Genomic DNA, 24,549 nt, shown 5'->3' with positions numbered 1-24,549 from the left:
CGCTGAAAATACGAATTTTCCTGAAGTATTCGCGTCCCTAGAATGCTGAGCCACTGGTGAGCCATCTTCGCGCTCTGTCCATTTCGAGAGGCACTTTATTCATGACGTACATAACCTTCGGGCTTACTGCCCTGCTGGCTGTGTCGGTCCTGACATTGTCAGGTTGCGAACAGGCCGAAAAAAGCGCTCAGCACTTGGCCGAGCAATTGAAGGAACAGGCGGTCGAAACCGCCAAAAAAGCGATCGATGACACCCACAAGGCTGCCGAGAAAGCGTTGAGCGAAGCAACGGGCGGTTTGATCAGCCCGGAGAAAGAACCGGCGCCCGACGCTGACGAATCCAAGCCTTCCACTCAATCCCTCTAACCCCGTCATATCGAGTCAGGACTGACCCATGGATTATCTTTTACAACTTGTCGCCAGCCCCACCGCCTGGATCGCCCTGGCGACCCTCGTCGTCATGGAAATCGTGCTCGGCATCGATAACCTGATCTTCATTTCGATCCTGACCAACAAGCTGCCCGAACAACATCGTGCCAAGGCACGTCGGATCGGTATCGGCATGGCATTGATCCTGCGCCTGGGTCTGCTGAGCACTATCGCGTTCATCGTGCAGTTGACCGAGCCGGTCATCGAGATCCTGGGCCAGGCGTTCTCCTGGAAGGACATGATCCTGATCGCCGGTGGTCTGTTCCTGCTGTGGAAGGCGACGACCGAGATCCATCACAGCATGGACCCCGCGCCGGATGATCCCAAGACAGCCACATCTGGCGTGACCCTTGGATTTGCTGCCGCGATCGGTCAGATCCTGATGCTGGACCTGGTGTTCTCCATCGACAGCATTATCACGGCTGTGGGTATGACCGAGCACTTGCCGATCATGATCATTGCCGTGGTGGTCTCGGTACTGGTGATGCTGCTGGCAGCCGAGCCGCTGGCCAAGTTCATCCATGACAACCCGACGGTGGTCATGCTGGCCCTGGGCTTCCTGATTATGATCGGCATGACGCTGATTGCTGAAGGTTTCGGTGCCCATGTACCCAAGGGCTACATCTACGCGGCCATGGCGTTCTCTGCCTCGATTGAAGTGCTGAACATGATGGCCCGTCGTGCCCGGCAAAAGGCGCTGGGTCACCAGGCCTGATAACAGCCAGGAAAAAGCCGCCCGGGTTGAGGCCCGGGCAGCTTTTTTCATGGAGTTTGACTCAATGCGCGGTGGCGGGGCGCCTTGGGGTTTTTGTGTTTTTCTGCGTTTGCGCCGGTGTCACATGATGATGGCGACGGGTGATCCGCAACACCCCCCACAGCATGGCGGTCGCTACACTCAGCCAGCCGAATATCAGCATCACAATGGTCGTCGTCAGGCTCATCAGGGCCTCCCTCTGCCCCGGTCCGGGGCAACACATTCAGTTCAATTGACAGTCTAGTCGCTCAAGTGTTGCAGGCAGTCGATCGAAGCGCCCGGCCACGCAACAATTGGTTCTATCGCGGTGTCGCAACTGCGGTTCAGGCTATACCCGAGCCGGTGTGCGCTTTATGATCGACGGCCCCAACCCGACCCGAATATCGGGTACCTGAAATAGAGAGTCATCAATGTTGCCGGTCATTCCCTCTTTTCGATCACTGGTATTCGCCACTGCTTGCCTTGTCGTGCTGGGCGGTTGCGCAGGCAGCGTGTCGCCGCAGATCCAGCGCCTGCCCGAACGGGTGGAGCTCAACGGTGTGCCGTTCTATCGGGGAGACCTGTATCAGGGCGCTCCGCAGTCACTGGCCGCCCTGCTGACGTTGCAAGGTACGGTGATCACGCCGGGGTTGCTGGAGAAGCCACTGCATCTGCCGGGCGGTGAAGCCAAACTGCAGCAGAATATGCAGGCGCTGGCGCGCGAATACGGGCTGGTGGTGTATCCACTCGACAGCCAGCTGGACGCGCTGCTGACGCAGGTCGGCGCGGGTAACCCGGTGTTGCTGCGTTACACCGAGGGCGCCGCGTTCTGGTCCGGGCCTCGATACGCGATCCTTGCCGGTTATAACCGGCAGAAGCAGACGGTCTTGCTGCGCTCGGGCATGAACCGGCGGCTGTCGATGAGCTTCAGTGGGTTCGAATCGGCTTTCAAGGATGCGGGTGGCTGGGCCGTACTGCTCCAGCAACCGACGCAGCTCCCCGCCAATGTCGACTCGCAGCGTTGGTTGAAGGCCGCCGACGAACTGGCCGGGGCAGGGCGGGAGCAGGCAGCAGCGCGGGCCATCAAGGCCCTGGGGGCGGCGCATTGATGGCCTGCCCCGTTCGTCACTTGTCGGGCACGACCTGACTCGCCCGGGGCTCTTATCGTCAGGGGCCATTGTCCGGGCCCTGATTCGAGGAGGCAGGTATGGCACAGTCGAAAACACCCACGGGGCCCCATTCATCCGAGCATTCGTCCGCCGATGACGACTTGGGATTCGATCCGGATTCACCGGACCTCGACGACCCGCAGGTTGACCCGATAGGGCCGGCCAAGGCCCCACGGGACGAGAAGCGCGAACAGGATCCGCCATCTTCCAGGGCCTATGATCCGCTGGGCAAGCTCAAGCCCTGAACGCAAACAGCCCCGAATGATCGGGGCTGTCGATTTACTACCGAGCGCTTACTGAGAGGCTTCCACCACACCGCTCTGGCGGCTTTTGAGATTTTTCGCGGCCTTGTACTGCAGGGCCACGGCCGGAGCACTGGTACTTTTGCCGGTTTCAACCCAACTGCGAATTCGGCTGGCATCAGCGAAATGGGTGTATTTGCCGAACGCGTCGAGGATGACCAGCGCCATCGGACGATTATCCATCCGGGTCACCAGCACCAGGCAATGCCCGGCCTGGTTGGTGAAGCCGGTCTTGGTCAGCTGAATATCCCAGTTGCCTCTGTGAATCAGATGGTCAGTGTTGCGAAAGCCCAGGCTGTAGACCGGTTTGCGGAACGTGACGGTCTTTTCCTTGGTGGTGCTCAGCTCGCTGAGCAGCGGGTACTTGCGTGCGGCGATCAGCAGTTTCGTCAGGTCCCTGGCAGTGGACACGTTATGGATCGACAAGCCGGTTGGCTCGACGTAATGGGTGCTGGTCATCCCCAGCGCCTTGGCCTTGGCGTTCATCGCGGCGATAAAGGCCGCGTAACCGCCCGGGTAATGATGGGCGAGGGTGGCGGCGGCGCGGTTCTCCGAAGACATCAGGGCAATCAACAGCACGTCGCGGCGCGACAGCTCACTGTTGAGCTTGACTCGGGAAAACACACCTTTCATCTCCGGCGTATTGGCGATGGTGATCGGGATGTACTCATCCAGGTTCTGCTTGGCATCCAGCACGATCAGCCCGGTCATGAGCTTCGTGACCGAAGCGATCGGCACCACGACGTCCGGGTTGCTGGAATAAACGACTTTATCCGTCTGCAGGTCCAGCAGCATCGCACTGCCCGAGGCCACCTGCAGTTTTGACGTGTCTCGTGGGGTCGCGATGGTTTCCTGTGCGTTGACATCCTGCGTGATAAGAGCGCCCGAGAAAGCGAAGAACAGGCTGAGGAACGAAAGACGGATTTTCACGCGAGTAGACTCGATAGTTTGAAGGTACCGTTCAGCAACGGCTTTAAAAAGCGCTGCATTTTAGGAGTATGGGCGACAACAGCGCTACATGCCTGCGCCGTTGGGGCTCGCGATTAAATAAAGTTTAATGCAGGGGGTATGGGCAGCCCGGCGCGCAATCCTGTGGGAGCGAGCCTGCTCGCGATAGCGGCATGGCAGTCAATAACAAGGTTGACTGATGCACCGCCATCGCAAGCAAGCTTGGCCCCTCGGGGGTTCGCTTGCAGCTTTCAGGAAATGGCCGGGACGTATCAGCTATGCAGCGTCTCTGCGGCGTACAGCGTATTTTCCAGCAAACAGGCGCGGGTCATCGGGCCCACGCCGCCTGGTACCGGAGTGATCCAGCTCGCGCGGGGCAGGGCGGTCTCGTACACCACATCGCCCACCAGCTTGCCGTCGTCCTGGCGGTTGATGCCCACGTCAATGACAATCGCGCCTTCCTTGATCCATTCACCCTTCACCAGCCCGGGCTTGCCGGCGGCCACGACCACCAGGTCGGCGCGCCCGACATGGCCAGCCAGGTCCTTGGTGAACCGGTGGGTCACAGTGACCGTGCAGCCTGCCAGCAACAGCTCCATGGCCATCGGCCGGCCAACGATGTTGGATGCGCCCACCACCACCGCATCGAGGCCATAAAGGTCAACGCCAGTGCTTTCCAGCAGTGTCATGATCCCTTTTGGGGTGCAGGGGCGCAGCAGTGGGATGCGTTGGGCCAGGCGACCGACGTTATAAGGGTGGAAACCGTCGACGTCCTTGTCCGGGCGGATGCGCTCCAGCAGCCGAGAGGCGTCGAGGTGTTCAGGCAGGGGTAACTGAAGCAGGACCCCGTCGATGTTCGGGTCGTCGTTAAGGCGATCGATCAGATCGGCCAACGCTTGCTGGGTGGTTTCGGAAGGCAGGTCGTAGGCTTGGGAAAGGAAGCCGACCTCTTCACAGTCTTTACGCTTGTGCGAGACATAAACCTGAGAGGCAGGATCGCTGCCGACCAGGATCACCGCGAGACCAGGTGTGCGCAGGCCTTGCTGGCGACGCTCGCTGACGCGTTGGGCGATCTGCTGGCGCAGGCTGGCGGCGATCGATTTGCCGTCGATAAGTTGTGCAGTCATTGCGCGTGGTTAACCATCGAGAGGGGAAAAAAAGAGAGCGCATTCTCGCATGCCAGGGCGTGAGGGCAAAGGCGCTTGGTCTGCAAATTCCCCTAACCCCTTTAATTAAATGAATTTTTTTTAGAAAAGAGTTGACGGCCTTTCGGGTCGTCTATAAGATTCGTCGCACTTGTCGGGCACAGCCTAGCACTGGTTAAGAAGGTTGAGCGGAGTTGGCAGTTTCAATTCGGCAAAACTGAAAGCACTTAGTTTGTAATCGTCAAAGAATACAGATTAAAAAGGCGCCCGTAGCTCAGCTGGATAGAGCATCCGCCTTCTAAGCGGATGGTCGCAGGTTCGAGTCCTGCCGGGTGCGCCATTAGGCAGCTTTGGCACAAGTAACGCAGTAAGGCAATATGGTGGGCGTAGCTCAGTTGGTAGAGCACGGGATTGTGACTCCCGTTGTCGTGGGTTCGATCCCCATCGTCCACCCCATATTCTAGAAAGGCGCCAGATTTAACGGTCTGGCGCCTTTGCTTTAAAAGCTTGGCGGATGTGGTGGAATTGGTAGACACACTGGATTTAGGTTCCAGCGCCGCAAGGTGTGAGAGTTCGAGTCTCTCCGTCCGCACCAAACAAGTCGCTATTTAAATAGCAGAAAACGGCGCAGTACCTGAAAGGGGCTGCGCCGTTTTTGTTTTCAAGGTTTTTATTTGATCGCCAATTGTCCGTTCCGTTTGTGGGAGGGCGTGCGGCGGTCGCTTGGTCGTCATTGTGTTTCTTGATGATGCGCAATATGCCGTCGGTCCTCCGGTGTGGCCGTCTGTCCTGCGCTCGGAAACCACGCTTCTTATAAGGAAGCGTTGATGCAGAGCCTTGGGTCGATCGACTGTTTATGCAATCCGGTACGGGGCGGGTCCATGTGGCCTGCCTTTGAATTCGGCGCTTATTTTCCGGCTGTTTTCAGTAGGGTGACTTCTTGAGTTTGACCTACTAGAATGCATGCCCTTGATTCTGGGGTCGGAAACGCCGGCCAACGTCTGTGCAACGAGGAATATCCATGCAAGTTTCTGTTGAAAATACTTCTGCTCTTGAGCGCCGCATGAGCATCACCGTGCCGGCTGAGCGCATCGAGACCCAGGTCAACAAGCGTCTGCAGCAGACTGCCCAAAAGGCCAAAATCCCAGGTTTCCGCCCAGGCAAAGTGCCAATGAGCGTGATCCGTCAGCGTTACGAGGCTGATGCGCGTCAGGAAGCCGTGGGCGACGTTATCCAGTCTTCGTTCTACGAAGCTGTGGTCGAGCAGAAACTGAACCCGGCCGGCGCACCGTCCGTCGAGCCTAAAGTGTTGGAAAAAGGCAAGGACCTGGAATACGTCGCCACGTTCGAAGTGTTCCCTGAGTTCACCGTTGCCGGTTTCGAGTCCATCGCCGTCGAGCGCCTGAGCGCCGAGGTATCGGATGCCGATCTGGACAAGATGCTGGACATCCTGCGCAAGCAGAACACTCGTTTCGAAGTGGCTGATCGCGCCGCTCAGAACGAAGACCAACTGAACATCGACTTCGTTGGCAAGGTTGACGGTGAAGTGTTCGCCGGCGGCTCCGCCAAGGCTACCCAGCTGGTGCTGGGCTCCGGTCGCATGATTCCTGGTTTCGAAGATGGCCTGGTTGGCGCCAAGGCCGGCGAAGAGCGCGTCCTGAACGTGACCTTCCCGGAGGACTACCAGAACCTGGACCTGGCCGGTAAGCCTGCCGAGTTCACCGTGACCGTCAACAGCGTTTCCGAGCCGAAGCTGCCTGAGCTGAACGAAGAGTTCTTTGCCCAGTTCGGTATCAAGGAAACCGGTCTTGAAGGCTTCCGCGCCGAAGTTCGCAAGAACATGGAGCGCGAGCTGCGTCAGGCCATCAAGTCCAAGATCAAGAATCAGGTCATGGACGGTCTGCTGGCCTCCAACCCGATCGAAGTGCCAAAGGCCCTGCTGGACAACGAAGTGAACCGTCTGCGCGTGCAGGCTGTCCAGCAGTTCGGCGGTAACATCAAACCGGACCAACTGCCAGCCGAGCTGTTCGAAGAGCAAGCCAAGCGTCGTGTCGTGCTGGGTCTGATCGTGGCTGAAGTGGTCAAGCAGTATGAGCTCAAGCCTGATGATGCCCGCGTTCGCGAGCTGATCCAGGAAATGGCCTCTGCCTATCAGGAGCCTGAGCAAGTCGTGTCCTGGTACTACAAGAACGAGCAGCAACTGAACGAAGTCCGTTCGGTTGTGCTCGAAGAACAAGTTGTGGATACTGTTCTGCAGAAAGCTAGCGTGACCGATAAAGCGGTCTCTTACGAAGAAGCGGTCAAGCCGGTGGAAGCTCCACAAGCCGATTGATTGTTCTGCGGTAAGAAATACACACCATAAGCCAGCCTTCGCGCTGGCTTATGCGTATTCAAGACATAACTATTTGGGAGTGACTGCGAGACATGTCCCGCAATTCTTTTTATCAGCAGAGCTCTGACATCCAGGCCGCAGGCGGCCTGGTCCCGATGGTTATCGAGCAGTCCGCTCGTGGCGAGCGTGCCTATGACATCTACTCGCGTCTGCTCAAGGAACGCGTCATTTTCCTGATCGGCCCCGTTGAAGACTACATGGCCAATCTCGTGGCGGCACAACTGCTGTTCCTTGAAGCGGAAAACCCGGACAAGGATATCCATCTCTACATCAACTCACCTGGCGGTTCGGTGACTGCAGGCATGTCGATCTACGACACCATGCAATTCATCAAGCCGGACGTATCCACCATCTGCATCGGCCAGGCCTGCAGCATGGGTGCATTCCTGCTCGCCGGTGGCGCCGCAGGCAAGCGTCACTGCCTGCCTAACTCGCGCATGATGATCCACCAGCCATTGGGTGGCTTCCAGGGCCAGGCGTCGGACATCGACATCCATGCCAAGGAAATCCTCCATATTCGTTCGCGCCTGAACTCGCTGCTGGCCCATCACACCGGTCAAAGCCTCGAAACCATTGAGCGAGACACCGAGCGTGACAACTTCATGAGCGCTGAGCGTGCGGCCGAATACGGCCTGATCGACTCCGTGATCAACAAGCGTCAAATGCCTGCCTGAGGCCTTCAAAATGCAGGTGGTTGGGATGACCGGCCGCCTGCGGGCTTGAAAAAGCCCGCAATTGCCTTCATCTTGTGTTGCAAGCCTATCGGATTTGGATCGATCGAATGACTGACACCCGCAACGGCGAGGACAACGGCAAACTGCTTTATTGCTCCTTCTGTGGCAAAAGCCAGCATGAAGTACGCAAATTGATTGCCGGCCCCTCGGTCTTCATTTGCGACGAGTGCGTCGACCTGTGCAATGACATCATCCGCGAGGAGGTGCAGGAAGCCCAGGCCGAAAGCAGCGCGCATAAGTTGCCTTCGCCTAAAGAAATCAGCGGCATCCTCGACCAGTATGTAATTGGTCAGGAGCGTGCGAAAAAGGTACTGGCCGTAGCGGTATACAACCACTACAAGCGCCTGAACCAACGTGACAAAAAGAATGACGAGGTCGAACTCGGCAAGAGCAACATTCTGCTGATCGGCCCGACAGGCTCGGGTAAGACCCTGCTTGCCGAAACCCTGGCTCGTTTGCTGAACGTTCCGTTCACCATCGCCGATGCAACCACGCTGACCGAGGCGGGTTATGTCGGTGAGGATGTCGAGAACATTATTCAGAAGTTGTTGCAGAAGTGCGACTACGATGTGGAAAAGGCCCAGATGGGCATTGTCTACATCGACGAAATCGACAAGATTTCCCGCAAGTCCGACAACCCGTCCATCACCCGGGATGTTTCCGGCGAGGGCGTGCAGCAGGCCTTGCTCAAGTTGATCGAAGGCACGGTCGCTTCGGTTCCGCCCCAGGGTGGTCGCAAGCATCCGCAGCAGGAGTTCCTGCAGGTCGACACCCGCAACATCCTGTTCATTTGTGGCGGTGCGTTCTCGGGCCTGGAAAAGGTCATCCAGAATCGCTCTACCCGCGGCGGCATCGGCTTCAATGCCGAGGTCCGCAGCAAGGAAGAGGGCAAGAAGGTCGGTGAATCCCTGCGTGAAGTCGAGCCTGACGATCTGGTCAAGTTCGGTCTGATCCCGGAATTCGTCGGTCGTTTGCCGGTCCTGGCGACGCTGGACGAGCTGGATGAGGCTGCACTGATGCAGATCCTGACCGAGCCGAAGAACGCCCTGACCAAGCAGTATGCCAAGCTGTTCGAAATGGAAGGTGTAGACCTGGAATTCCGTTCCGACGCGCTGAAATCGGTCGCCAAGCGTGCCCTGGAACGTAAGACGGGTGCTCGTGGGTTGCGTTCGATTCTCGAAGGCGTATTGCTCGACACGATGTATGAGATTCCCTCGCAGTCCGATGTGAGTAAAGTCGTAATCGACGAAAGCGTTATAGAAGGCAAGTCCAAGCCACTGTATATCTACGAAAACAGTGAGCCGGCTGCCAAGGCTGCCCCGGACGCCTGAGCGTCCGGTCGCCGGATTAAAGGAGGGGCCTTCGGGCCCCTTTGCTTTTAGCGTGATTTAGACGTGTCTTAGCGCTTGTATTTTTTCAAGGCTGCCCCCATCTTGGTTTCAAGCTTACATTCATCTGTTTCCGGCCTTAGTGCCGCCGTAGAGGCGAAATCATGAAGACAACCATCGAATTGCCTCTCCTGCCATTGCGCGATGTCGTGGTGTATCCGCACATGGTTATCCCGCTGTTCGTGGGGCGCGAGAAGTCCATCGAAGCCCTCGAGGCTGCGATGACGGGTGACAAGCAGATCCTTCTGCTGGCTCAGAGAAATCCTGCTGACGATGATCCCGGCGAAGATGCACTTTATCGCGTAGGTACAATTGCAACGGTTCTGCAACTGCTCAAGCTGCCTGATGGCACGGTGAAGGTTCTGGTCGAAGGTGAGCAGCGCGGAGCTGTCGAGCGCTTCAGCGAAGTGAATGGTCATTGCCGGGCCGAGGTATCGCTGATCGACGAAGCCGACGTACCCGAACGTGAGTCCGAGGTGTTTGTCCGCAGCCTGCTGTCTCAGTTCGAGCAGTACGTGCAATTGGGCAAAAAGGTACCCGCAGAGGTCCTGTCGTCGCTCAACAGCATCGATGAGCCTGGACGCCTGGTGGATACCATGGCGGCGCACATGGCGCTCAAGATCGAGCAGAAGCAGGAGATCCTCGAGATCATTGACCTGTCTGCCCGTGTCGAGCACGTATTGGCTCTGCTCGACGGAGAAATCGACCTGTTGCAGGTCGAAAAACGCATCCGTGGCCGCGTCAAGAAACAAATGGAGCGCAGCCAGCGCGAGTACTACCTGAATGAGCAGATGAAGGCTATTCAGAAAGAGCTGGGCGATGGTGACGAAGGCCATAACGAGATCGAAGAGCTGAAGAAGCGCATCGATGCCGCTGGCCTGCCGAAGGATGCGCTTGCCAAGGCTCAGGCCGAGCTCAACAAGCTCAAGCAGATGTCGCCGATGTCCGCCGAGGCCACCGTGGTGCGTTCCTATATCGACTGGCTGGTCCAGGTGCCATGGAAAGCCCAGAGCAAGGTGCGTCTGGACCTGGCCCGTGCCGAAGACATTCTCGATGCCGATCATTACGGCCTGGAAGAGGTCAAGGAACGCATCCTCGAATACCTCGCCGTGCAGAAGCGCGTGAAAAAAATCCGTGGACCGGTGTTGTGCCTCGTGGGGCCTCCTGGGGTCGGTAAAACGTCGCTGGCTGAATCGATCGCCCATGCGACCAATCGCAAATTCGTCCGGATGGCGCTGGGTGGCGTGCGCGACGAGGCGGAAATTCGTGGCCATCGCCGTACTTACATCGGGTCGATGCCAGGAAGATTGATTCAAAAGATGACAAAGGTTGGCGTGCGCAATCCGCTGTTCCTTTTGGACGAAATCGACAAGATGGGCAGCGATATGCGAGGCGATCCGGCTTCCGCGTTGCTCGAAGTCCTCGATCCCGAGCAGAATCATAATTTCAACGATCACTACCTGGAAGTCGACTACGACCTCTCGGACGTGATGTTCCTGTGCACCTCCAACTCCATGAACATTCCACCGGCCTTGCTGGATCGGATGGAGGTGATTCGTCTGCCCGGTTACACCGAGGACGAGAAGATCAACATCGCCGTCAAATACCTTTCGCCCAAGCAGATCCAGGCCAACGGCCTGAAAAAAGGCGAGCTGGAATTTGACGAGGAGGCGATTCGCGACATCATTCGCTACTACACCCGCGAAGCAGGTGTGCGTGGCCTGGAGCGGCAGATTGCCAAGGTCTGCCGTAAGGCGGTCAAGGAACATGCGCTGGAAAAACGCTTCTCGGTCAAAGTCACTTCGGACCTGCTGGAGCATTTCCTGGGTGTGCGCAAGTTCCGCTATGGCCTGGCCGAGCAGCAGGATCAGATCGGCCAGGTGACTGGCCTGGCATGGACTCAGGTCGGCGGCGAGCTGCTGACCATCGAAGCCGCCGTGGTACCGGGCAAGGGGCAACTGATCAAGACCGGTTCGCTGGGCGACGTGATGGTCGAATCGATCACCGCGGCCCAGACGGTCGTGCGCAGCCGCGCCCGCAGCCTGGGTATTCCCGCCGACTTCCATGAGAAGCGCGACACGCATATCCACATGCCGGAAGGGGCCACGCCCAAGGATGGCCCTAGCGCCGGCGTAGGCATGTGCACGGCCCTGGTTTCGGCATTGACCGGCATCCCGGTTCGAGCCGATGTCGCCATGACCGGCGAAATCACCCTGCGTGGTCAGGTACTGGCCATCGGTGGGTTGAAGGAAAAACTGCTGGCGGCTCATCGTGGCGGGATCAAGGTCGTGATCATTCCAGAAGAGAATGTCCGCGACCTGAAGGAAATTCCCGACAATATTAAGCAGGATCTTCAGATCAAACCGGTTAAATGGATTGACGAAGTCCTGCAAATTGCGCTGCAATACGCGCCGGAGCCCTTGCCGGATGTGGCTCCGGAGATCGTCGCGAAGGATGAAAAGCGAGAGTCTGACTCTAAGGAAAGAATTAGCACGCATTAATACGCATTTGCCTGGGGGGCTTCCTTGACAGTTTTTTAGAGCCCTTGTTATAAAGCGGCTCTTAAGTGTCTGTAGGCCATTCAGCACTCGTTTTTTGCTTTCACCAAAAAAACTTAGAATCATCTCAAATAGATATAAGGGGACTTAGAGTGAACAAGTCGGAACTGATTGATGCTATCGCTGCATCCGCTGATATCCCGAAAGCTGCTGCTGGCCGTGCGCTGGACGCTGTAATCGAATCCGTCACTGGCGCTCTCAAGGCTGGCGACTCCGTTGTTCTGGTTGGTTTCGGCACCTTCTCCGTGACTGATCGTCCGGCTCGTACCGGTCGCAACCCGCAAACTGGCGAGGCGCTGCAAATCAAGGCCGCCAAGAAGCCGAGCTTCAAGGCCGGTAAAGCACTGAAAGACGCCGTTAACTAAGGTTTCATCGAGTTTATCCGGGTCGGGGTCATGCCTGGCTTGGCAGCGGAGCGGTAGTACGGCCGGTTGTAGCCGGCCTGTCGTGCCAGGGCTCGCGGGTTCGAGCCCGGTCCGCTCTGCCAGTTACGAGAAGGCGCATCCTCGGATGCGCCTTTCTTCTATCCGGATTCTACCCACGCTCCACGGTTGCCTAATTTTTGAAGTTCAACCGTTTCTGGGGGACGCATGCTGCAGAATATCAGGGACAATTCACAGGGCTGGATTGCCAAGACCATCATCGGAGTCATCGTCGCACTGATGGCGTTGACCGGTTTCGATGCCATTTTTCAAGCCACCAGGAACAGCAACGAAGCGGCCAAGGTGAACGGCGAGAAAATCAGCCAGAACGAGCTGAGTCAGGCAGTCGATATGCAACGTCGCCAGCTCATGCAACAGCTGGGCAAGGATTTCGACGCCTCCTTGCTGGACGAAAAGATGCTGCGTGATTCGGCGCTCAAGGGCCTGATCGATCGCAAGTTGTTGTTGCAGGGCGCACAGGATGCGAAGTTCGCCTTTTCTGATGCCGCACTGGACCAGGTCATCCTGCAAACGCCTGAATTCCAGGTCGATGGCAAGTTCAGCCCCGAGCGCTTCGACCAGGTGATTCGCCAACTGGGCTATAGCCGTATGCAGTTCCGCCAGATGCTGGCCCAGGAAATGCTGATTGGCCAATTGCGCGCTGGCCTGGCCGGCAGTGGTTTCGTCACCGACTCCCAGGTCCTGGCGTTTGCTCGGCTGGAAAAACAGACCCGTGATTTTGCCACCCTCACCCTCAAGAGCGATGCGTCGGCAGTGAAACTGACCGATGACGAGGTCAAGGCTTATTACGACAAGCACGCCAAGGAGTTCATGACGCCGGATCAGGTGGTGATCGATTACCTTGAGCTGAAGAAAGCCTCTTTCTTCGATCAGGTTAGCGTCAAGGATGAGGACTTGCAGGCGGCGTATCAAAAAGAAGTCGCCAACCTGTCCGAACAACGACGGGCAGCGCATATCCTGATCGAGGTGAACGACAAGGTCTCCGAGGCCCAGGCCAAGGCCAGGATCGAGGAAGTCCAGGCTCGCCTGGCCAAGGGCGAGTCGTTCGAAGCCCTGGCGAAGGAGTTCTCCCAGGACCCAGGTTCGGCGAACAATGGCGGTGACCTCGGCTTCGCTGGTCCAGGCGTCTATGATCCGGCTTTCGAAAAAGCACTGTACGCCTTGAACAAGGACCAGGTGTCGGCACCGGTGCGTACCGATTTCGGCTTCCACCTGATCAAGCTGCTGGGTGTCGAGGCGCCGGAGGTGCCTGCTTTCGCCAGTCTCAAGGACAAGCTGACCCGTGAGCTGAAGACCCAGCAAGTGGAACAGCGTTTCGTAGAAGCGACCAAGCAACTGGAAGATGCTTCCTTCGAAGCTTCCGACCTGGCACAACCTGCCCAGGACCTGAAACTGACCGTCCATACGTCGGCCCCGTTCGGCCGCGAGGGTGGAGAGGGCATCGCGGCCAACCGTGCCGTTGTCACTGCTGCGTTCAGCCCGGAAGTACTGGACGAAGGCGCCAACAGCACCGCCATCGAGCTGGATCCGGAAACCGTCGTGGTGCTGCGCGCCAAGGAACACCGCAAGCCTGAGCAATTGCCGCTGGAAAGCGTGTCTGCGGCCATTCGTGCCCAGTTGGCGAAGGAGCACGCCAGTGCGGCTGCCAAGACCCGGGCCGAAGAGTTGATCGCCAGCCTGCGCGAAGGCAAGACTGCATTGGACAAGCCTGTCGATGGCCAGAGCTGGAAGGCCACCGAGGCGGCGACGCGCAGCCAGGAAGGTGTCGAGCCGGCGGTATTGCAGGCGATTTTCCGCATGCCCAAGCCAGAGTCCAAAGACAAACCGACCTTCACCAGTGTGACGTTGCCAGACGGAAGCCTGATGGTCGTGCGCCTGAATGGTGTGAACGAAGGTGCAGCGCCGACTGAGGAAGAGAAGGCCGAGTACCGCCGCTACCTGGCGTCCCGCGCCGGGCAACAGGATTTCGCCGCCTATCGCAAACAACTGGAGAGCGCGGCGGACATCAAGCGTTATTGATGGTTTGACGTTTGCCGAACAAAAGACCCCGACCGAAAAGTCGGGGTCTTTTGTTTCTGGGCATTGCGATTAACAGGATGTTCATCGATCTGCCTGGTTTGCGTCTTTTTCCGGCACCCATCCCCCGGTAGACTTGTAACCCCTTTGAGACAGCAATCCCCACGTTGCCGGAAAGCGTTCTGCTGCACAACGCGCCCCGGACCGTTTTCTTCAGGACGTTCAATGTTCAGATCATTTCACATGCGCACCGTCGGGCTGGCACTGATGCTGGCCGTCGCAGCCGGTTGCTCGTCGAAGAAAGCCGCCATTTACGAGCATGAAAACTTCGACGACTCCGGGACGTTTTCCCGTACGTATCCCGTGAGCGATGTGGCGACCTGCGAAGCCGGCCGCCGTGCCTTGCTCAGCCAGGGCTACATCATTACCAGTAGCGATCCGAAGCTGGTCAGTGGCCACAAGAGTTTCCAGCAGGCCGGTGATACCCACATGGAGATCAGCTTCAACCTGGTCTGCGCCGAGGACAGCGGCACCGGACACCGTTCGACGATGTTCGCCAACGCCCTGCAGGACCGTTATGCGCTGAAGAAAATCAACAACTCCGCCAGCCTGGGCGTGGGCGTGTTGGGCTCGGTGTCGATGCCGATCGGTTCGACGGACGATTCCATGGTCAAGGTCGCCAGCGAAACCGTTTCGGCTACCAAGTTCTATGAGCGTTTTTTCGCCTTGGTGGAGGCGTTCCTGCCCGCCCAGGCGAAGACGAGCACCGAGAATGCCGATAAACCCAAGGCTGAACTGGGCGTTCCGGACACCAAGGGCGAGCCGGCCGCGCTGACGCCGGTGCAAACGCCGGAGCCCGTGGCACCTGCACCTGTCGCGCCCCCCCAGGAAACGGCGCCAGTGCCTGCCGAAACCGCCCCCGCCGCGTCGGAGCCGGTCGTGCCACCGGCGGAGCCGGCACCGATTGCGCCGAGTGAGCCTGCACCGTCAGGGGAGACCCAGCCGACGGCTGAACCGGCGCAGGAAATCATTACGCCGCCTCCGCCCAGTGACCTGCCAGCCCCGACCGCGCCCATCCAGCCACTGCCTGCCTCTTGAGCGTCATGGGGCGAAGTGGAAACACCTTGCCACAGATCAGTCTTTAATTTTTCGCCCCTGTGCTACGTTTAAAACATGAAGTCTTTACTTCATGTTTTATTCATAAAGCAGCTTTATGCTGATACCAGCGCCATCAGGCATCGGTTTCAACGATAGGGGAAGGACTCGCAATGGATGATTATCAGGAAGAGCTGCTGGAGTACCAGGCATACGAGCTGGACCCGCTGGAACCCGCCGAGGACGCAACCGAGTTGTAGGGAAGGGCGGCAGCGGCGGGCTTGAGGCTCATTTGTGCCTGTGACCGCGACGGAACTCCCCCGGCGTCTGGCCATTCCACCGCTTGAAGGCACGTTGGAACGCTTCGGCTGAAGCGAACCCCAGCAAGTAGGCTATTTCACCGAAGGCCAGTTCAGTGTCGCGAATGTAGGTCATCGCCAGGTCGCGGCGAGTGTCGTTCAGGATGGCGCGGAACTGCGTGCCTTCTTCCGCCAGTTTTCGCCGTAGCGTCCAGCTCGGTAGCTTCAGGCGTGCCGCTACTTCCTCCAGGCCGGGCTCCCGGCCACCGCTGAGCAATGGCCCCAGCAACTGGATGATGCGCTCGCGCAGGCTACGGGTGCGGGTGAGTTGCTCCAGCTCCCGCTCACACAATTGCAGCAGGTGCCGCCAGGTGCTGGGACAGTGCTGGGGGTTACGCTGGGCGAGGCTATCCAGTCCCAGACGCAGCTGATTCTGTTCGGCGCCGAACAGGATCGGGCTGTCACCCAGGCTTCGGTAGGCCTCCAGGTAGGCCGGTTCCTCGAACTCGATGTCTATGCGCTCGGCTCGCAGTACGGTGCCGCTTACGCTGGATAATTGATGGAGCCAGCCGGCGATGATCGAATCCACGACGAAGCGGTTATAGGCGTTATACGGGCTGATGGAATAGAACCGTAGCCACGCCCCTTGGGCGTCTTCGTGAAAACTCGATTGACCACGGTAGTTGGAGCCATAGAGCGGTTCGAAGCGAACCAGGCAGCGTGCGGCTTCGCGCACGGTCGGTGCCTGGGCTGCGGTGATGCCGGCCAGTCCGGCCTGGCTCAGGCGACTGAGTCGCCCCATGCGCAACCCCAGGGCCGGGTCCCCGGTCTGTTGGATCGCTGCATGGCCCAGGCGCATGTAGCGTGGAATCGACAACCGGGCACCGGGTTCGGCCAGACGCGCGGCATCGAGGCCGTATTGTTCGAGCAAGGGTTGGGGATCCTGTCCGTGGCTGGCAACCGCATCGGCCAGGCTATGGACGAAGCCCACGGACAGGTCTCCCAGGCGCATCGGCTGCGGTTTCATGTCACAACCACAGGTTCAGCAGGCGCGCACCACGGGCTTCGCCGTCGGGGTAGTGCTGGCCGTCGTGGCTGATGAAACTCTGGCCGGCGCTGCCGTTGTCCCAGAACTGTCCACGCAAGAACACGCTGACGCCACCCTTGGCCTGGCTGATGGGCGGCCGGCTTGTCAGTGTCAGCCGATGCCAGGCCTGGCCTTCGCTCACTTCACCGGGCTTGAGACTCACCTCGCTGGGGGTGGACAGGCCCTTATACCCGCCCCAGGGTTCGTTCCAGGTGTTTCGACCAAGGACGAAGGCGGGGACGGCGATCAGTTGCGCACCCTGTTCGTTGAGTTGGCGGTAGTGAAGCGGGTACCAACTGTCGCTGCCGATCAGAATGCCCAGGCGTCCGGCCGGGGTGTCGAAAACGAGGGTTGAGCCAGTGTGTTCGGCCCCCAGTACGTCGTGCTGGCCGAATACCGGGTGCTGTTGGCGCTGGGGCTGCCCGAGGGGGAGGCCATCACGACCGAATACCAGACTGCTGTTGTACAGCGCGCCAGAGCCCACCTTCAGTTCGCCTTCGCTGACGCTGGGTTCGGGCAATACGATGGACCCGGCCACCAGGGTCACACCGAACTCCTTTGCCAGCCCGCCGAACAAGGCCTGGTAGTCATGGGCCATGGTGTCGGCCTTCATGCGCAGGTACGCATCGTCCAGTCGGTTATCGCCCCGGGCGCTGACCAAGGCGCGAATAAACCCCAGCGGGTTGCTGACGGCCAGCCAGTTCATGGCCTCCTTCAACGTACCGGCCTGATACAGCTCATCTTTTTCACCACTGATCATCAACCAGGTGCCGATGTGCTCGGGCAGGACCACGACGGTTTTATCACTGAGAAGGCCCTGGTCGCGGGCGACTTGCAGATAGGCAGCCAGTTTGCGATGCAGGCGGTCGGCGTTCTGGTAGTCAGTGGGGAACAATTCTGGCTGGATGCCCAGCAAATTGCCTTGGTCGGCGGGCGTGCCCTGGTCGACTGCCAGGTTGATGCGCAGGTCCGACAGGTAATGGCCTGCGGGACGATCCGCCGTCCACAGTGCGTAGGTGGTCAGGGCGGCAATCAAGGCCAGTGAAAACAGCAGGTACAAAACTTTGCGCATAGGGGAAACAGTCAGCGGCCGTGGGTGATTCAGGGTGCTTTATCGGTGTCACGGCAGGGTACGGTAAAACCCGGGATTCGCAAAAGAATGCGTGTCTTCTCTGTTCATTGTGGGGGGCAAAGCTTACTCGCGAAGAAGCTGTCCGGGATCAAGACGGGCATGGCAGGAGGTGCATTGACACCTAAGTGCAGTTTATATGCGCTCCTGTTTATGTTTTAAAGGATCTGCCGCGAGCTGGGTATTTCGTGGCATCACTGAAGCTGCGCCTGGAAGGCGACGACCAAGTGAGGCGGATGCCTCCAGGTATTTTAATAAAAGGACTTTAGCTATGACTCTGTCTCTTCAAGATATCCAGCCTGACCAGGTCGACGCGCTCAAAAATCAATCACAAGCGGCTTTTGACGCGGAAGTCAAAAGAATGCAGGCGCTGTCGAGCGCCAGGCCTGCATTGCAAGATGTGCTCCACCAGAAGGTACATCCTCAATCCTTGTGCGGCTGTGGATGCCAGCAGAACATTTGCGGTTACTTCAACTTCGAAAGTTGTGGTTGCGGTTGTGGGCCACATACCGAGGTTGTCCAGATCAGTGCATCGCCCGCTGATATTGGCCCAAATGCCCCCCAGCAAGGGACTCCAGTGCGATTCGTAGGCCAAGCAACAGGCACGGGAACCAACTTGAATATTTCCGGCGTGTACCTGCAAGGTACGGTGCCTGATGCTGAAAATCTCATAGGCGTCCAATTGTCGATACAACTGTCCATCAGCGCTGGCTCAATTACGATGTTCGTCTCTGAAGGGAGCCGCTTGCTGGCCGCGCTGGTGCATCCATCACAATATTCGGCGAATATCAACGGGGAGTTCTTCGGAAGCGGATTCGGCATGTTTACGCCGGCTTGATGTAGCAATCGGAAGTCATTCCGATAGTGGCTATGAAGCCCTGACTCAATGCCAGGGCTTTTGCTGCAGGATCAATGGAACGGGCGACTTACAGGTCGCCCGTTTCATTGCACTGGGGTAAATTTGCCAAACGCTGCGCGACTGCCGTCCGTACTGTTGGAGTTATCGCATGAAATTTTTCCTGGGCGCATCGGTCGTTTTCCTGTTGGCTGGGTGCTCGACGCTTTCCGAAACCTTCGACGATCACCCGCGCTGTGGCCCACATCCCTATTGTGGGTCCGCCAGCGACATTGAGCTGATCAGGGCTGCCACGGAGGAAGACGCCGGGATCTTGCGAGCCCTGGTGCCGGTGGCTGTGATTGACCTGCCGTTCAGCTTGGTCGCTGATACGTTGTTCCTGCCTTATACCGCCTTTGCCGGAGAACCCGCTCGGGACTGAGTCCATAACCGAGCTTTCTTTTCTGATTTTCCAAGGAGCCTGAAAGTGAGAGGTAAAGCTGTCGCGGGTACATGTTGTCTATTGGTCGCCCTGGTCGCCCAATTCGCCCACGGCCGCGCAGTGGACGAATCCGAAGAGAGTGCATCGACGCTTTGCAAAGTACTGGATGGCCTGGATGCCTTGACCCAGGCTTGCGAGTTTTCGACAAAGAATCGGACCGTCAACATCGTCATCGATGGGGTGCCAAAGAATGCTGAAAAGCTCTGCCCTGAAATCGATGCGCTTGTCGAGCAGAACGACCTGGCTTTTACCGAAAGCTGGGCGGTCGAGATCGTCTCATCCCGCCCCGACTACGCCGTCATCGGCACTTGTCCGCTGTAGCGGGGCGATAGTCATCGTTGTTGCCTCGTCAGATGACTGCGTTGACTACGTTCATAATTCTTGACCGAGGACCGGGTGGCTTCCCACCCTGACGTCGACCAACCCTATGAAGTCGAAGTGCAGCGAGATGTCCTGTCTCGCTTCAATAGCCGGCACCTCAAATCCACCCACAATTTGCCCATGAAGCTCACTCAACCGAATCGACTCCTCTTCCTTTGCCTTTGCCAGTCTCGCGTGGTTCGCTGCGATTTCGTTGAGGGTTGACACGGTACATCTCCGGTGGCTGACCAGTATTGATAATTTTGCCGCCGCGTCAGGATCACGTCGTCCTGAGGCTACAGGGATCAATGGTGCAAACCCTGAGCCATGCGCGGCGCCGCCATGGACGCCATGTTTTGCAGGTGACGAATGGCGAAACGAAGTCCGTGTAGCGCTCATTCGGCGTCCATGACGTCGGCAACGTATCAACCATGCCTCAACAATAAGTCACTGATAATACAGACCGACCCCTCCATGATCGTCGTAGTGGCGGCGGCTCTTTGCATGAGTTGGAATGCACCCTACGGCGCGCAGCGTGATATGGAACTAATATCACTGTTGACCTCTATATGAGCAGGGGATGTCCCCTTTTAAGCGAGAACCATCATGCTCAAATCGCGCTCGTTGATTGCAGCGGTTACCTGCTTCGCCCTGGTGGTAGGTACCGAGACGGTTGTAGCGGATCCGGGTAACGGCAAAGGGAATGCTCAGTTCGACCAAGGGCCGGGTCATGGACAAGGCAAGGGCGGACCGGGCAACAAGGGCGGCCAGGGTAATCCCGGCAACAAGGGTAACCAGGGCGGCAAAGGTGGTGGCGGTGGGGGCGGCGATTGGCATAACGGCCCCAGTATTGACCGGGGTGGCATCATCGGCGTGATCGGCGGTTACCGTGATTATTGGAGCCCAGGTCCGGCACTGCCGCCGGGTATCCAGAAAAATCTCGCCCGGGGCAAGCCGCTGCCTCCGGGGATTGCCAAGAAGCTGGACGGGCGGCTGTTGGGGCGCCTGCCGCATTACGATGGTTACGAATGGCGGCAGGCGGGCACTGACCTGATCCTGGTCGCGATCGCCACCGGCATTATCTACGAGGTTCTCAACGGCGCGTTCGATTGATACGCCGTGGGCCGGCGTCGGTCATTCCGGATCGACGCCGTAGGCTGCAGGTGCGGGTGTGGTTTTTTTGAACGCGACCACCACGGCCATTCCGATCAGGCTGGTGGCGAAGGCCAGCAGCAGGATCACGTGTTGTGTGCCGACCGGCGCGGCCAGCACGGCAACCAACAATCCCGCCAGCGGTTGGGACAGGTTGTTGAGCAGTGTGATGACGCCAACGGTCTTGCCGAAATCCTGGGGCGGAATGACTTGTTGGCGGATGCTGCGCATGTACACGTTGAACATCTTGTCGAAGCCGACGACCAGCAGGAATCCCACCACATAGCCCCATGCGCTGGGGCTGAACGCCGTGATGAACGCGCCTGCGGCAATGAGCGTGTACGACAGCGCTCCCAGCACCTTCAAGGGCAGCGTAACCCGCGCCAGGAAGAACAGGATGACGATGGTGGTCAGGGCACCGGCCGCTTGCACGCCGGCGTAATAGTCCTTGCCGGCATCGTACTGGCCGATGACCATGGCCGCCGATGTAGCTAGGGTCACGCCTATGATCAGGTTGACGCCCACGGCGAGGCTGATGACCTTCTTCAACTCCACCAAATCGCGGATATGACCGAAAGCGATGCGCAGCGGGTTCAGCCAGAGATCGTGATGTTGTTCGAACGTTTCCAGGGTGACTGAGCTGCTGCGTTGCCAATACAACATCGCAAGGTCCGCCAGCAGAAACAGCCCGGCGATCGCCAGCACCACCCAGTGCCATGCCCACACTTCAAGCATCAGCGCGGCCAGCAACGGGCCCAGCACCAGGCCCGTCTGGTCGGCGATTTGCGAATAGGACAGGGTCTTGGTGTAGGTGTAGTGCTTGAATATGTAGGGCATCACCACTTCGCGGGCCATGATGCCCTGGGTCGTGAGTACACCGCACAGCGCCGAAAGCGCCACGATCCAGTAGATGCCACCCAACAGCGCGTACAGAATCACTGCCGCGACACACGCCACGGCGCGGTAGACCTGGCTGATGTGCAGGATTCGGATGGGCGGGAATTTGTCGCACAGGGCGCCGCAGATCGGGAACGACAGATAGCGCGGCAGGGATTCGACAAAGAACGCCAGGCCTGCCCAGGAAACGCTGTTGGTGGTCTGGAACACGATCAGCGGGACGATAAAAAGCAGTATCTGGTCGGCCAGCCGGGAGAGAAACATCGAGGTGAAAAAGGCCAGGTAATCCTTGCGCATGGTGTTCTCGTGTCGAGGAGCGGGGGAGCTGGTTGCACTCAATAGGCAGAGCCGGACGTGTCGTTGAGATTATGCCGCTCGTCGCCCCTGAGAGGCGGATTGAAGACGCTGACCAGGATCAGATCCTGGTCTTTGCCGCCACGCAGGTAATGGCGGTCATGCTGGTCGAGTACATAGATATCGCCTGGGCGAATCGGGTACACGTTGCCCTCCATGTCTTCGACTTCACCCTCACCGGCAATGCAGTAGCACGCTTCGAGATGGTTGCGATACTGGAGCAACGATTCTGTCCCGGCGCGTACGACGGTATGGCACACGGTGTAGCCCATGCCGTCTTTTTCGGTCAGCAACCGATGGCTGGTGCCGGCGCCCCACTCGACGAAGTGAGCGGTTTTTTCGATATCGGATTTATTGCGAACAAACATACCTGTCTCCTTGGTGAGTGTTACGGTGTGTTCAGTGGCTGGGAACAGACCGGCGCATCGACGGCAAAGTCGGCGAAGGCCTGCATGGCGCTGTCCCAATGGAGGTCTCGGTGTGCCACCATGGCCTGCAGGTCACGCCAATGGCGATGGAGCGTGTTGTCACGGGTCATGGACGAGGCACCTGCATGTTCCACCAGGCGCTGGATCACTTGAAGGCAAAGCCGTGCCACATAGGCGCGATCACGCTTGAGTCGCAGCAGCTCGTCCATGGATAACGACCGTCGTGCCTGACCGGACTCATGCAGCAGGGTCACCAGTGTCGTGTACAAGGTGCTTGCCGCCGACAGTTGCGCGGCGCTGTGAGCCAGCCGTTCCTTTGCCGGGGCCAAGGCAGGGACTTTTTGCTGTCTCAGCGATTCGACATACGCGGCATAAGCCCCTTCGGCGCAGCCCAGCACAGGCCCGAGAATGGAGGTGGTTATGAAAGGAACGATTGGCACGCTGTACAGATAGTCGCCGGACGATTCGCTCGTCCGGTGCGCGAAAATGTCTTCCAGGCGGAACACCTGTTCGGCAGGTACCAGGACATCCTGCAATAACACATCGTGCGAACCCGTGGCCGCCATGCCGCAGGTGTCCCACGTGTCCAATATCTCCACGTCACGGGTCGACACCACCAGCAGCATCCGTTCTGTGCCGGGAGTACCGCTGTGATCGGTCACAGGGCCGTTGAGCAATAGCCAGGTGGCTTGCTCGATCCCCGAACTGAAGCGCCAGGTGCCGTTAACCCGAATACCGTCCGAGTCAGCCGATAGCCGGCTGTGGGGGCCAACCGATGCGGAGGCAAACAACTGTGGACGATCATCCTGATACAGCCTGTGCTGGCAGGCGTGGCTCAAGCGACCCGCAATCGCGGCATGCCCCCCCACCAGGCTGATCATCCAGGCCGTCGAAGCGCATGCAGTGGCGGCAAGTCGTGAAGCTTCCATCAACGTGGGCCAGCCGGGAGCGTCCCAGGGCTTACGACGGGGGGAAACCAGTTCAAGCAACCCATCGCTGAATAACTCGTCGAAGGTCGCTTGGCTCAACTTTCGGTTCTTCTCGGCGTCGGCCGCGCGCTGGTGCCAGCCTGCCAGGCGTTGCCGGACTCGCTCCACTGGCGTTGGTCGGACCGCCTCATCGAGGCTATGCGTGTCGATTTCACCCATTGGCGCGTTCCTCTTCGCACGGTTGCGAGCGACTCACATAGCCGATGGTGCGAGCCTCGAAACAGAACCCTTCCGGCTGATTGATCGGGCCCAGCAAATTGAGGAATTGCTCAAGTCGAGCCCCGTCGTCCGTGGCAACGAACTCATAGAAATTCGTGCTGTTCCACAACAAGTAGACGTATTTGAAATGACTGGACAACGCCTCGACGAGCTCGTGCATCAACACTTGGCCGTTTTGCATTTGCTCCAGCATCTGCTGGCGTTTCCAGTCAATTTCCTCCTCAGAGAAATAGCGTGTCTTGAAACCGCTGTCCTTGACCCGCTCACGCTCCAGGTATTGCCCGAGGTCCTCGTGGTTGAGCTTTTCAAGAAAGAACACCAGGGCGCCGGGTTTCAGCAAGGGCTTTATGTGATTGATCTGGGCTTTACGGTCGCGGGTATAAAACTGGAAGGCCGCCGTTTCATAGACGTAATCGAAACCCTCGTTAAACCGCTCGTAGGGCTCCTCAGCGAACAATCGGGGTTCCAGGGTCAGGAACGACCGAGGGTAGAACAGCGAGCGCGCCGGGTCGGCATGCCGGTCGAAGTGAGGTTGATTCGCCTGGTTGGGTGAGGTGGTGAAGGTGTTGATCAAGCCTTGCGAATGCGCGGCGAGTGCGCGTCCGTTGCTGCCGTCAAACGCGTCGATCTCGAAAAAATTGAAGGTTCGAGGTTCGGTGGCCCGCCGGGCCTGGGAGAGTCGTGTGAGGGCAACGCCGACTCTTGCCATCTCCTCGAGGATATACGGAACGCTGGCCAGGAAATGCAGGAACAAAGGGCCGGCGTCCGCCACCAGTCGGTCGTGATAGGCCACTACGTCGGCATCGGCAATGGATTGCCTGAGATGGCTGGTCAACGATTGCGCCGGCACCTGGGTCGCGCCAGTGGCCAAACGATGGAAGTGATCGGCGAGCTGCAGCATTGAGCTGCTCCTCAGGTCTTGTTCCGGGCTGAACGAGGAAATCGTT

Annotated in this window: 25 protein-coding genes and 3 tRNA genes; 18 read left to right on the top strand and 10 right to left on the bottom strand. The window is 58.5% G+C overall.

Annotated elements, in window-relative coordinates; translation table 11 throughout:
• Positions 1-101: 101 nt before the first annotated feature.
• Both EGM97_RS07890 and EGM97_RS07885 read left to right on the top strand, forming a co-directional pair.
• Positions 102-365 carry a hypothetical protein gene (locus EGM97_RS07890; RefSeq protein ID WP_238965131.1) on the top strand — a complete coding sequence of 88 codons (264 nt, stop codon included), beginning with the start codon at positions 102-104 and terminating at the stop codon, positions 363-365.
• A gap of 28 nt (positions 366-393) precedes the next feature.
• A complete protein-coding gene (locus EGM97_RS07885) occupies positions 394-1,143 on the top strand; it encodes a TerC family protein (protein WP_238965130.1) in 750 nt (249 codons plus the stop codon).
• 61 nt (positions 1,144-1,204) lie between these two features.
• On the opposite strand, the gene EGM97_RS07880 is transcribed toward EGM97_RS07885, so the two are convergent.
• The gene (locus tag EGM97_RS07880; protein WP_238965129.1) at positions 1,205-1,369 is read right to left on the bottom strand and encodes a hypothetical protein; all 165 of its coding nucleotides are present in this window, start codon (positions 1,367-1,369) and stop codon (positions 1,205-1,207) included.
• A 223-nt stretch (positions 1,370-1,592) separates the two neighbouring features.
• Here EGM97_RS07880 and EGM97_RS07875 point away from each other — a divergent pair, with 223 nt between their 5' ends.
• Together EGM97_RS07875 and EGM97_RS07870 are read left to right on the top strand one after the other, a co-directional pair.
• Entirely contained in the window at positions 1,593-2,270 is a 678-nt protein-coding gene (locus EGM97_RS07875; protein ID WP_238965128.1) for a peptidase C39 family protein, read from the top strand.
• 98 nt (positions 2,271-2,368) lie between these two features.
• Positions 2,369-2,575, top strand: a complete 207-nt coding sequence (locus EGM97_RS07870) for a DUF6021 family protein (RefSeq protein WP_238965127.1) — start codon at positions 2,369-2,371, stop codon at positions 2,573-2,575.
• 48 nt (positions 2,576-2,623) lie between these two features.
• Here the strand turns inward: EGM97_RS07870 and pbpG are convergent, their stop codons facing one another.
• Together pbpG and folD are read right to left on the bottom strand one after the other, a co-directional pair.
• The gene (gene pbpG, locus EGM97_RS07865) at positions 2,624-3,562 is read right to left on the bottom strand and encodes a D-alanyl-D-alanine endopeptidase (RefSeq protein WP_238965126.1); all 939 of its coding nucleotides are present in this window, start codon (positions 3,560-3,562) and stop codon (positions 2,624-2,626) included.
• Between the two features lie 290 nt (positions 3,563-3,852).
• A complete protein-coding gene (gene folD, locus EGM97_RS07860) occupies positions 3,853-4,707 on the bottom strand; it encodes a bifunctional methylenetetrahydrofolate dehydrogenase/methenyltetrahydrofolate cyclohydrolase FolD (RefSeq protein ID WP_238965125.1) in 855 nt (284 codons plus the stop codon).
• Between the two features lie 281 nt (positions 4,708-4,988).
• Here folD and EGM97_RS07855 point away from each other — a divergent pair.
• From EGM97_RS07855 to EGM97_RS07810, 10 genes are all read left to right on the top strand, one after another.
• Positions 4,989-5,065: transfer RNA gene (locus tag EGM97_RS07855), tRNA-Arg, on the top strand.
• Positions 5,066-5,105: 40 nt separating this feature from the next.
• Positions 5,106-5,181: transfer RNA gene (locus EGM97_RS07850), tRNA-His, on the top strand.
• A gap of 54 nt (positions 5,182-5,235) precedes the next feature.
• Positions 5,236-5,320: transfer RNA gene (locus tag EGM97_RS07845), tRNA-Leu, on the top strand.
• A 426-nt stretch (positions 5,321-5,746) separates the two neighbouring features.
• Complete coding sequence (gene tig / locus EGM97_RS07840; RefSeq protein WP_238965124.1) at positions 5,747-7,057, top strand: trigger factor; 1,311 nt, start codon at positions 5,747-5,749, stop codon at positions 7,055-7,057.
• A gap of 92 nt (positions 7,058-7,149) precedes the next feature.
• On the top strand, positions 7,150-7,791 hold the full coding sequence (clpP, locus tag EGM97_RS07835) for an ATP-dependent Clp endopeptidase proteolytic subunit ClpP (protein ID WP_003183177.1): 642 nt from the start codon (positions 7,150-7,152) through the stop codon (positions 7,789-7,791).
• Between the two features lie 107 nt (positions 7,792-7,898).
• Positions 7,899-9,182 carry an ATP-dependent Clp protease ATP-binding subunit ClpX gene (gene clpX / locus EGM97_RS07830; protein WP_030140022.1) on the top strand — a complete coding sequence of 428 codons (1,284 nt, stop codon included), beginning with the start codon at positions 7,899-7,901 and terminating at the stop codon, positions 9,180-9,182.
• Positions 9,183-9,343: 161 nt separating this feature from the next.
• Positions 9,344-11,740 carry an endopeptidase La gene (gene lon, locus EGM97_RS07825; protein ID WP_238965123.1) on the top strand — a complete coding sequence of 799 codons (2,397 nt, stop codon included), beginning with the start codon at positions 9,344-9,346 and terminating at the stop codon, positions 11,738-11,740.
• 149 nt (positions 11,741-11,889) lie between these two features.
• On the top strand, positions 11,890-12,162 hold the full coding sequence (locus EGM97_RS07820; RefSeq protein ID WP_238965122.1) for an HU family DNA-binding protein: 273 nt from the start codon (positions 11,890-11,892) through the stop codon (positions 12,160-12,162).
• Between the two features lie 225 nt (positions 12,163-12,387).
• On the top strand, positions 12,388-14,259 hold the full coding sequence (locus EGM97_RS07815; protein ID WP_238965121.1) for a SurA N-terminal domain-containing protein: 1,872 nt from the start codon (positions 12,388-12,390) through the stop codon (positions 14,257-14,259).
• Positions 14,260-14,481: 222 nt separating this feature from the next.
• The gene (locus EGM97_RS07810; protein WP_238965120.1) at positions 14,482-15,354 is read left to right on the top strand and encodes a DUF2242 domain-containing protein; all 873 of its coding nucleotides are present in this window, start codon (positions 14,482-14,484) and stop codon (positions 15,352-15,354) included.
• Positions 15,355-15,639: 285 nt separating this feature from the next.
• Here the strand turns inward: EGM97_RS07810 and EGM97_RS07805 are convergent, their stop codons facing one another.
• Positions 15,640-16,677 (bottom strand): AraC family transcriptional regulator, encoded by a 1,038-nt coding sequence (locus tag EGM97_RS07805; protein WP_238965119.1) that lies wholly within the window; start codon positions 16,675-16,677, stop codon positions 15,640-15,642.
• 1 nt (position 16,678) lies between these two features.
• Complete coding sequence (locus EGM97_RS07800) at positions 16,679-17,809, bottom strand: carbon-nitrogen hydrolase family protein (protein ID WP_238965118.1); 1,131 nt, start codon at positions 17,807-17,809, stop codon at positions 16,679-16,681.
• Between the two features lie 328 nt (positions 17,810-18,137).
• Between EGM97_RS07800 and EGM97_RS07795 the strand changes: the two genes are divergently transcribed.
• From EGM97_RS07795 to EGM97_RS07785, 3 genes are all read left to right on the top strand, one after another.
• On the top strand, positions 18,138-18,704 hold the full coding sequence (locus EGM97_RS07795) for a hypothetical protein (protein ID WP_238965117.1): 567 nt from the start codon (positions 18,138-18,140) through the stop codon (positions 18,702-18,704).
• Between the two features lie 169 nt (positions 18,705-18,873).
• Positions 18,874-19,143 carry a YceK/YidQ family lipoprotein gene (locus EGM97_RS07790; RefSeq protein ID WP_238965116.1) on the top strand — a complete coding sequence of 90 codons (270 nt, stop codon included), beginning with the start codon at positions 18,874-18,876 and terminating at the stop codon, positions 19,141-19,143.
• A gap of 45 nt (positions 19,144-19,188) precedes the next feature.
• Positions 19,189-19,524: a hypothetical protein gene (locus EGM97_RS07785; RefSeq protein WP_238965115.1), complete on the top strand. Its 336-nt coding sequence runs from the start codon at positions 19,189-19,191 to the stop codon at positions 19,522-19,524.
• A 51-nt stretch (positions 19,525-19,575) separates the two neighbouring features.
• Here the strand turns inward: EGM97_RS07785 and EGM97_RS07780 are convergent, their stop codons facing one another.
• Positions 19,576-19,791, bottom strand: a complete 216-nt coding sequence (locus EGM97_RS07780) for a hypothetical protein (protein ID WP_238965114.1) — start codon at positions 19,789-19,791, stop codon at positions 19,576-19,578.
• A 378-nt stretch (positions 19,792-20,169) separates the two neighbouring features.
• Between EGM97_RS07780 and EGM97_RS07775 the strand changes: the two genes are divergently transcribed.
• Positions 20,170-20,676, top strand: coding sequence for an anti-virulence regulator CigR family protein (locus tag EGM97_RS07775; RefSeq protein ID WP_238965113.1), 507 nt, complete (start codon positions 20,170-20,172; stop codon positions 20,674-20,676).
• Between the two features lie 21 nt (positions 20,677-20,697).
• Here EGM97_RS07775 and EGM97_RS07770 read toward each other — a convergent pair whose 3' ends face one another.
• From EGM97_RS07770 to EGM97_RS07755, 4 genes are read right to left on the bottom strand one after another with little or no spacing between them, the layout of a single operon-like run.
• On the bottom strand, positions 20,698-21,909 hold the full coding sequence (locus tag EGM97_RS07770) for an MFS transporter (RefSeq protein ID WP_238965112.1): 1,212 nt from the start codon (positions 21,907-21,909) through the stop codon (positions 20,698-20,700).
• A gap of 38 nt (positions 21,910-21,947) precedes the next feature.
• Positions 21,948-22,334, bottom strand: a complete 387-nt coding sequence (locus tag EGM97_RS07765) for an ectoine synthase (RefSeq protein ID WP_238965111.1) — start codon at positions 22,332-22,334, stop codon at positions 21,948-21,950.
• A 20-nt stretch (positions 22,335-22,354) separates the two neighbouring features.
• Positions 22,355-23,542 carry an acyl-CoA dehydrogenase family protein gene (locus EGM97_RS07760; RefSeq protein WP_238965110.1) on the bottom strand — a complete coding sequence of 396 codons (1,188 nt, stop codon included), beginning with the start codon at positions 23,540-23,542 and terminating at the stop codon, positions 22,355-22,357.
• Positions 23,535-24,503, bottom strand: a complete 969-nt coding sequence (locus tag EGM97_RS07755) for a class I SAM-dependent methyltransferase (RefSeq protein WP_477788792.1) — start codon at positions 24,501-24,503, stop codon at positions 23,535-23,537. The genes EGM97_RS07760 and EGM97_RS07755 overlap by 8 nt, the downstream gene beginning before the upstream one ends.
• Positions 24,504-24,549: the final 46 nt, after the last annotated feature.

Origin of the sequence: Pseudomonas sp. AF32, assembly GCF_022342325.2 — a bacterium.
GTDB classification, from domain to species: Bacteria; Pseudomonadota; Gammaproteobacteria; order Pseudomonadales; family Pseudomonadaceae; genus Aquipseudomonas; species Aquipseudomonas uvaldensis.
This window is presented reverse-complemented; position numbering and strand designations above follow the sequence as displayed.

Bases quoted from the DNA above. Each gene is read 5' to 3' on its own strand.
- EGM97_RS07890 (WP_238965131.1), top strand. From the start codon at position 102: ATGACGTACATAACCTTCGGGCTTACTGCCCTGCTGGCTGTGTCGGTC.
- EGM97_RS07885 (WP_238965130.1), top strand. From the start codon at position 394: ATGGATTATCTTTTACAACTTGTCGCCAGCCCCACCGCCTGGATCGCC.
- EGM97_RS07880 (WP_238965129.1), bottom strand. From the start codon at position 1,369: ATGAGCCTGACGACGACCATTGTGATGCTGATATTCGGCTGGCTGAGT.
- EGM97_RS07875 (WP_238965128.1), top strand. From the start codon at position 1,593: ATGTTGCCGGTCATTCCCTCTTTTCGATCACTGGTATTCGCCACTGCT.
- EGM97_RS07870 (WP_238965127.1), top strand. From the start codon at position 2,369: ATGGCACAGTCGAAAACACCCACGGGGCCCCATTCATCCGAGCATTCG.
- folD (WP_238965125.1), bottom strand. From the start codon at position 4,707: ATGACTGCACAACTTATCGACGGCAAATCGATCGCCGCCAGCCTGCGC.
- tig (WP_238965124.1), top strand. From the start codon at position 5,747: ATGCAAGTTTCTGTTGAAAATACTTCTGCTCTTGAGCGCCGCATGAGC.
- clpP (WP_003183177.1), top strand. From the start codon at position 7,150: ATGTCCCGCAATTCTTTTTATCAGCAGAGCTCTGACATCCAGGCCGCA.
- clpX (WP_030140022.1), top strand. From the start codon at position 7,899: ATGACTGACACCCGCAACGGCGAGGACAACGGCAAACTGCTTTATTGC.
- lon (WP_238965123.1), top strand. From the start codon at position 9,344: ATGAAGACAACCATCGAATTGCCTCTCCTGCCATTGCGCGATGTCGTG.
- EGM97_RS07815 (WP_238965121.1), top strand. From the start codon at position 12,388: ATGCTGCAGAATATCAGGGACAATTCACAGGGCTGGATTGCCAAGACC.
- EGM97_RS07810 (WP_238965120.1), top strand. From the start codon at position 14,482: ATGTTCAGATCATTTCACATGCGCACCGTCGGGCTGGCACTGATGCTG.
- EGM97_RS07805 (WP_238965119.1), bottom strand. From the start codon at position 16,677: ATGAAACCGCAGCCGATGCGCCTGGGAGACCTGTCCGTGGGCTTCGTC.
- EGM97_RS07800 (WP_238965118.1), bottom strand. From the start codon at position 17,809: ATGCGCAAAGTTTTGTACCTGCTGTTTTCACTGGCCTTGATTGCCGCC.
- EGM97_RS07795 (WP_238965117.1), top strand. From the start codon at position 18,138: ATGACTCTGTCTCTTCAAGATATCCAGCCTGACCAGGTCGACGCGCTC.
- EGM97_RS07790 (WP_238965116.1), top strand. From the start codon at position 18,874: ATGAAATTTTTCCTGGGCGCATCGGTCGTTTTCCTGTTGGCTGGGTGC.
- EGM97_RS07775 (WP_238965113.1), top strand. From the start codon at position 20,170: ATGCTCAAATCGCGCTCGTTGATTGCAGCGGTTACCTGCTTCGCCCTG.
- EGM97_RS07770 (WP_238965112.1), bottom strand. From the start codon at position 21,909: ATGCGCAAGGATTACCTGGCCTTTTTCACCTCGATGTTTCTCTCCCGG.
- EGM97_RS07765 (WP_238965111.1), bottom strand. From the start codon at position 22,334: ATGTTTGTTCGCAATAAATCCGATATCGAAAAAACCGCTCACTTCGTC.
- EGM97_RS07760 (WP_238965110.1), bottom strand. From the start codon at position 23,542: ATGGGTGAAATCGACACGCATAGCCTCGATGAGGCGGTCCGACCAACG.
- EGM97_RS07755 (WP_477788792.1), bottom strand. From the start codon at position 24,503: ATGCTGCAGCTCGCCGATCACTTCCATCGTTTGGCCACTGGCGCGACC.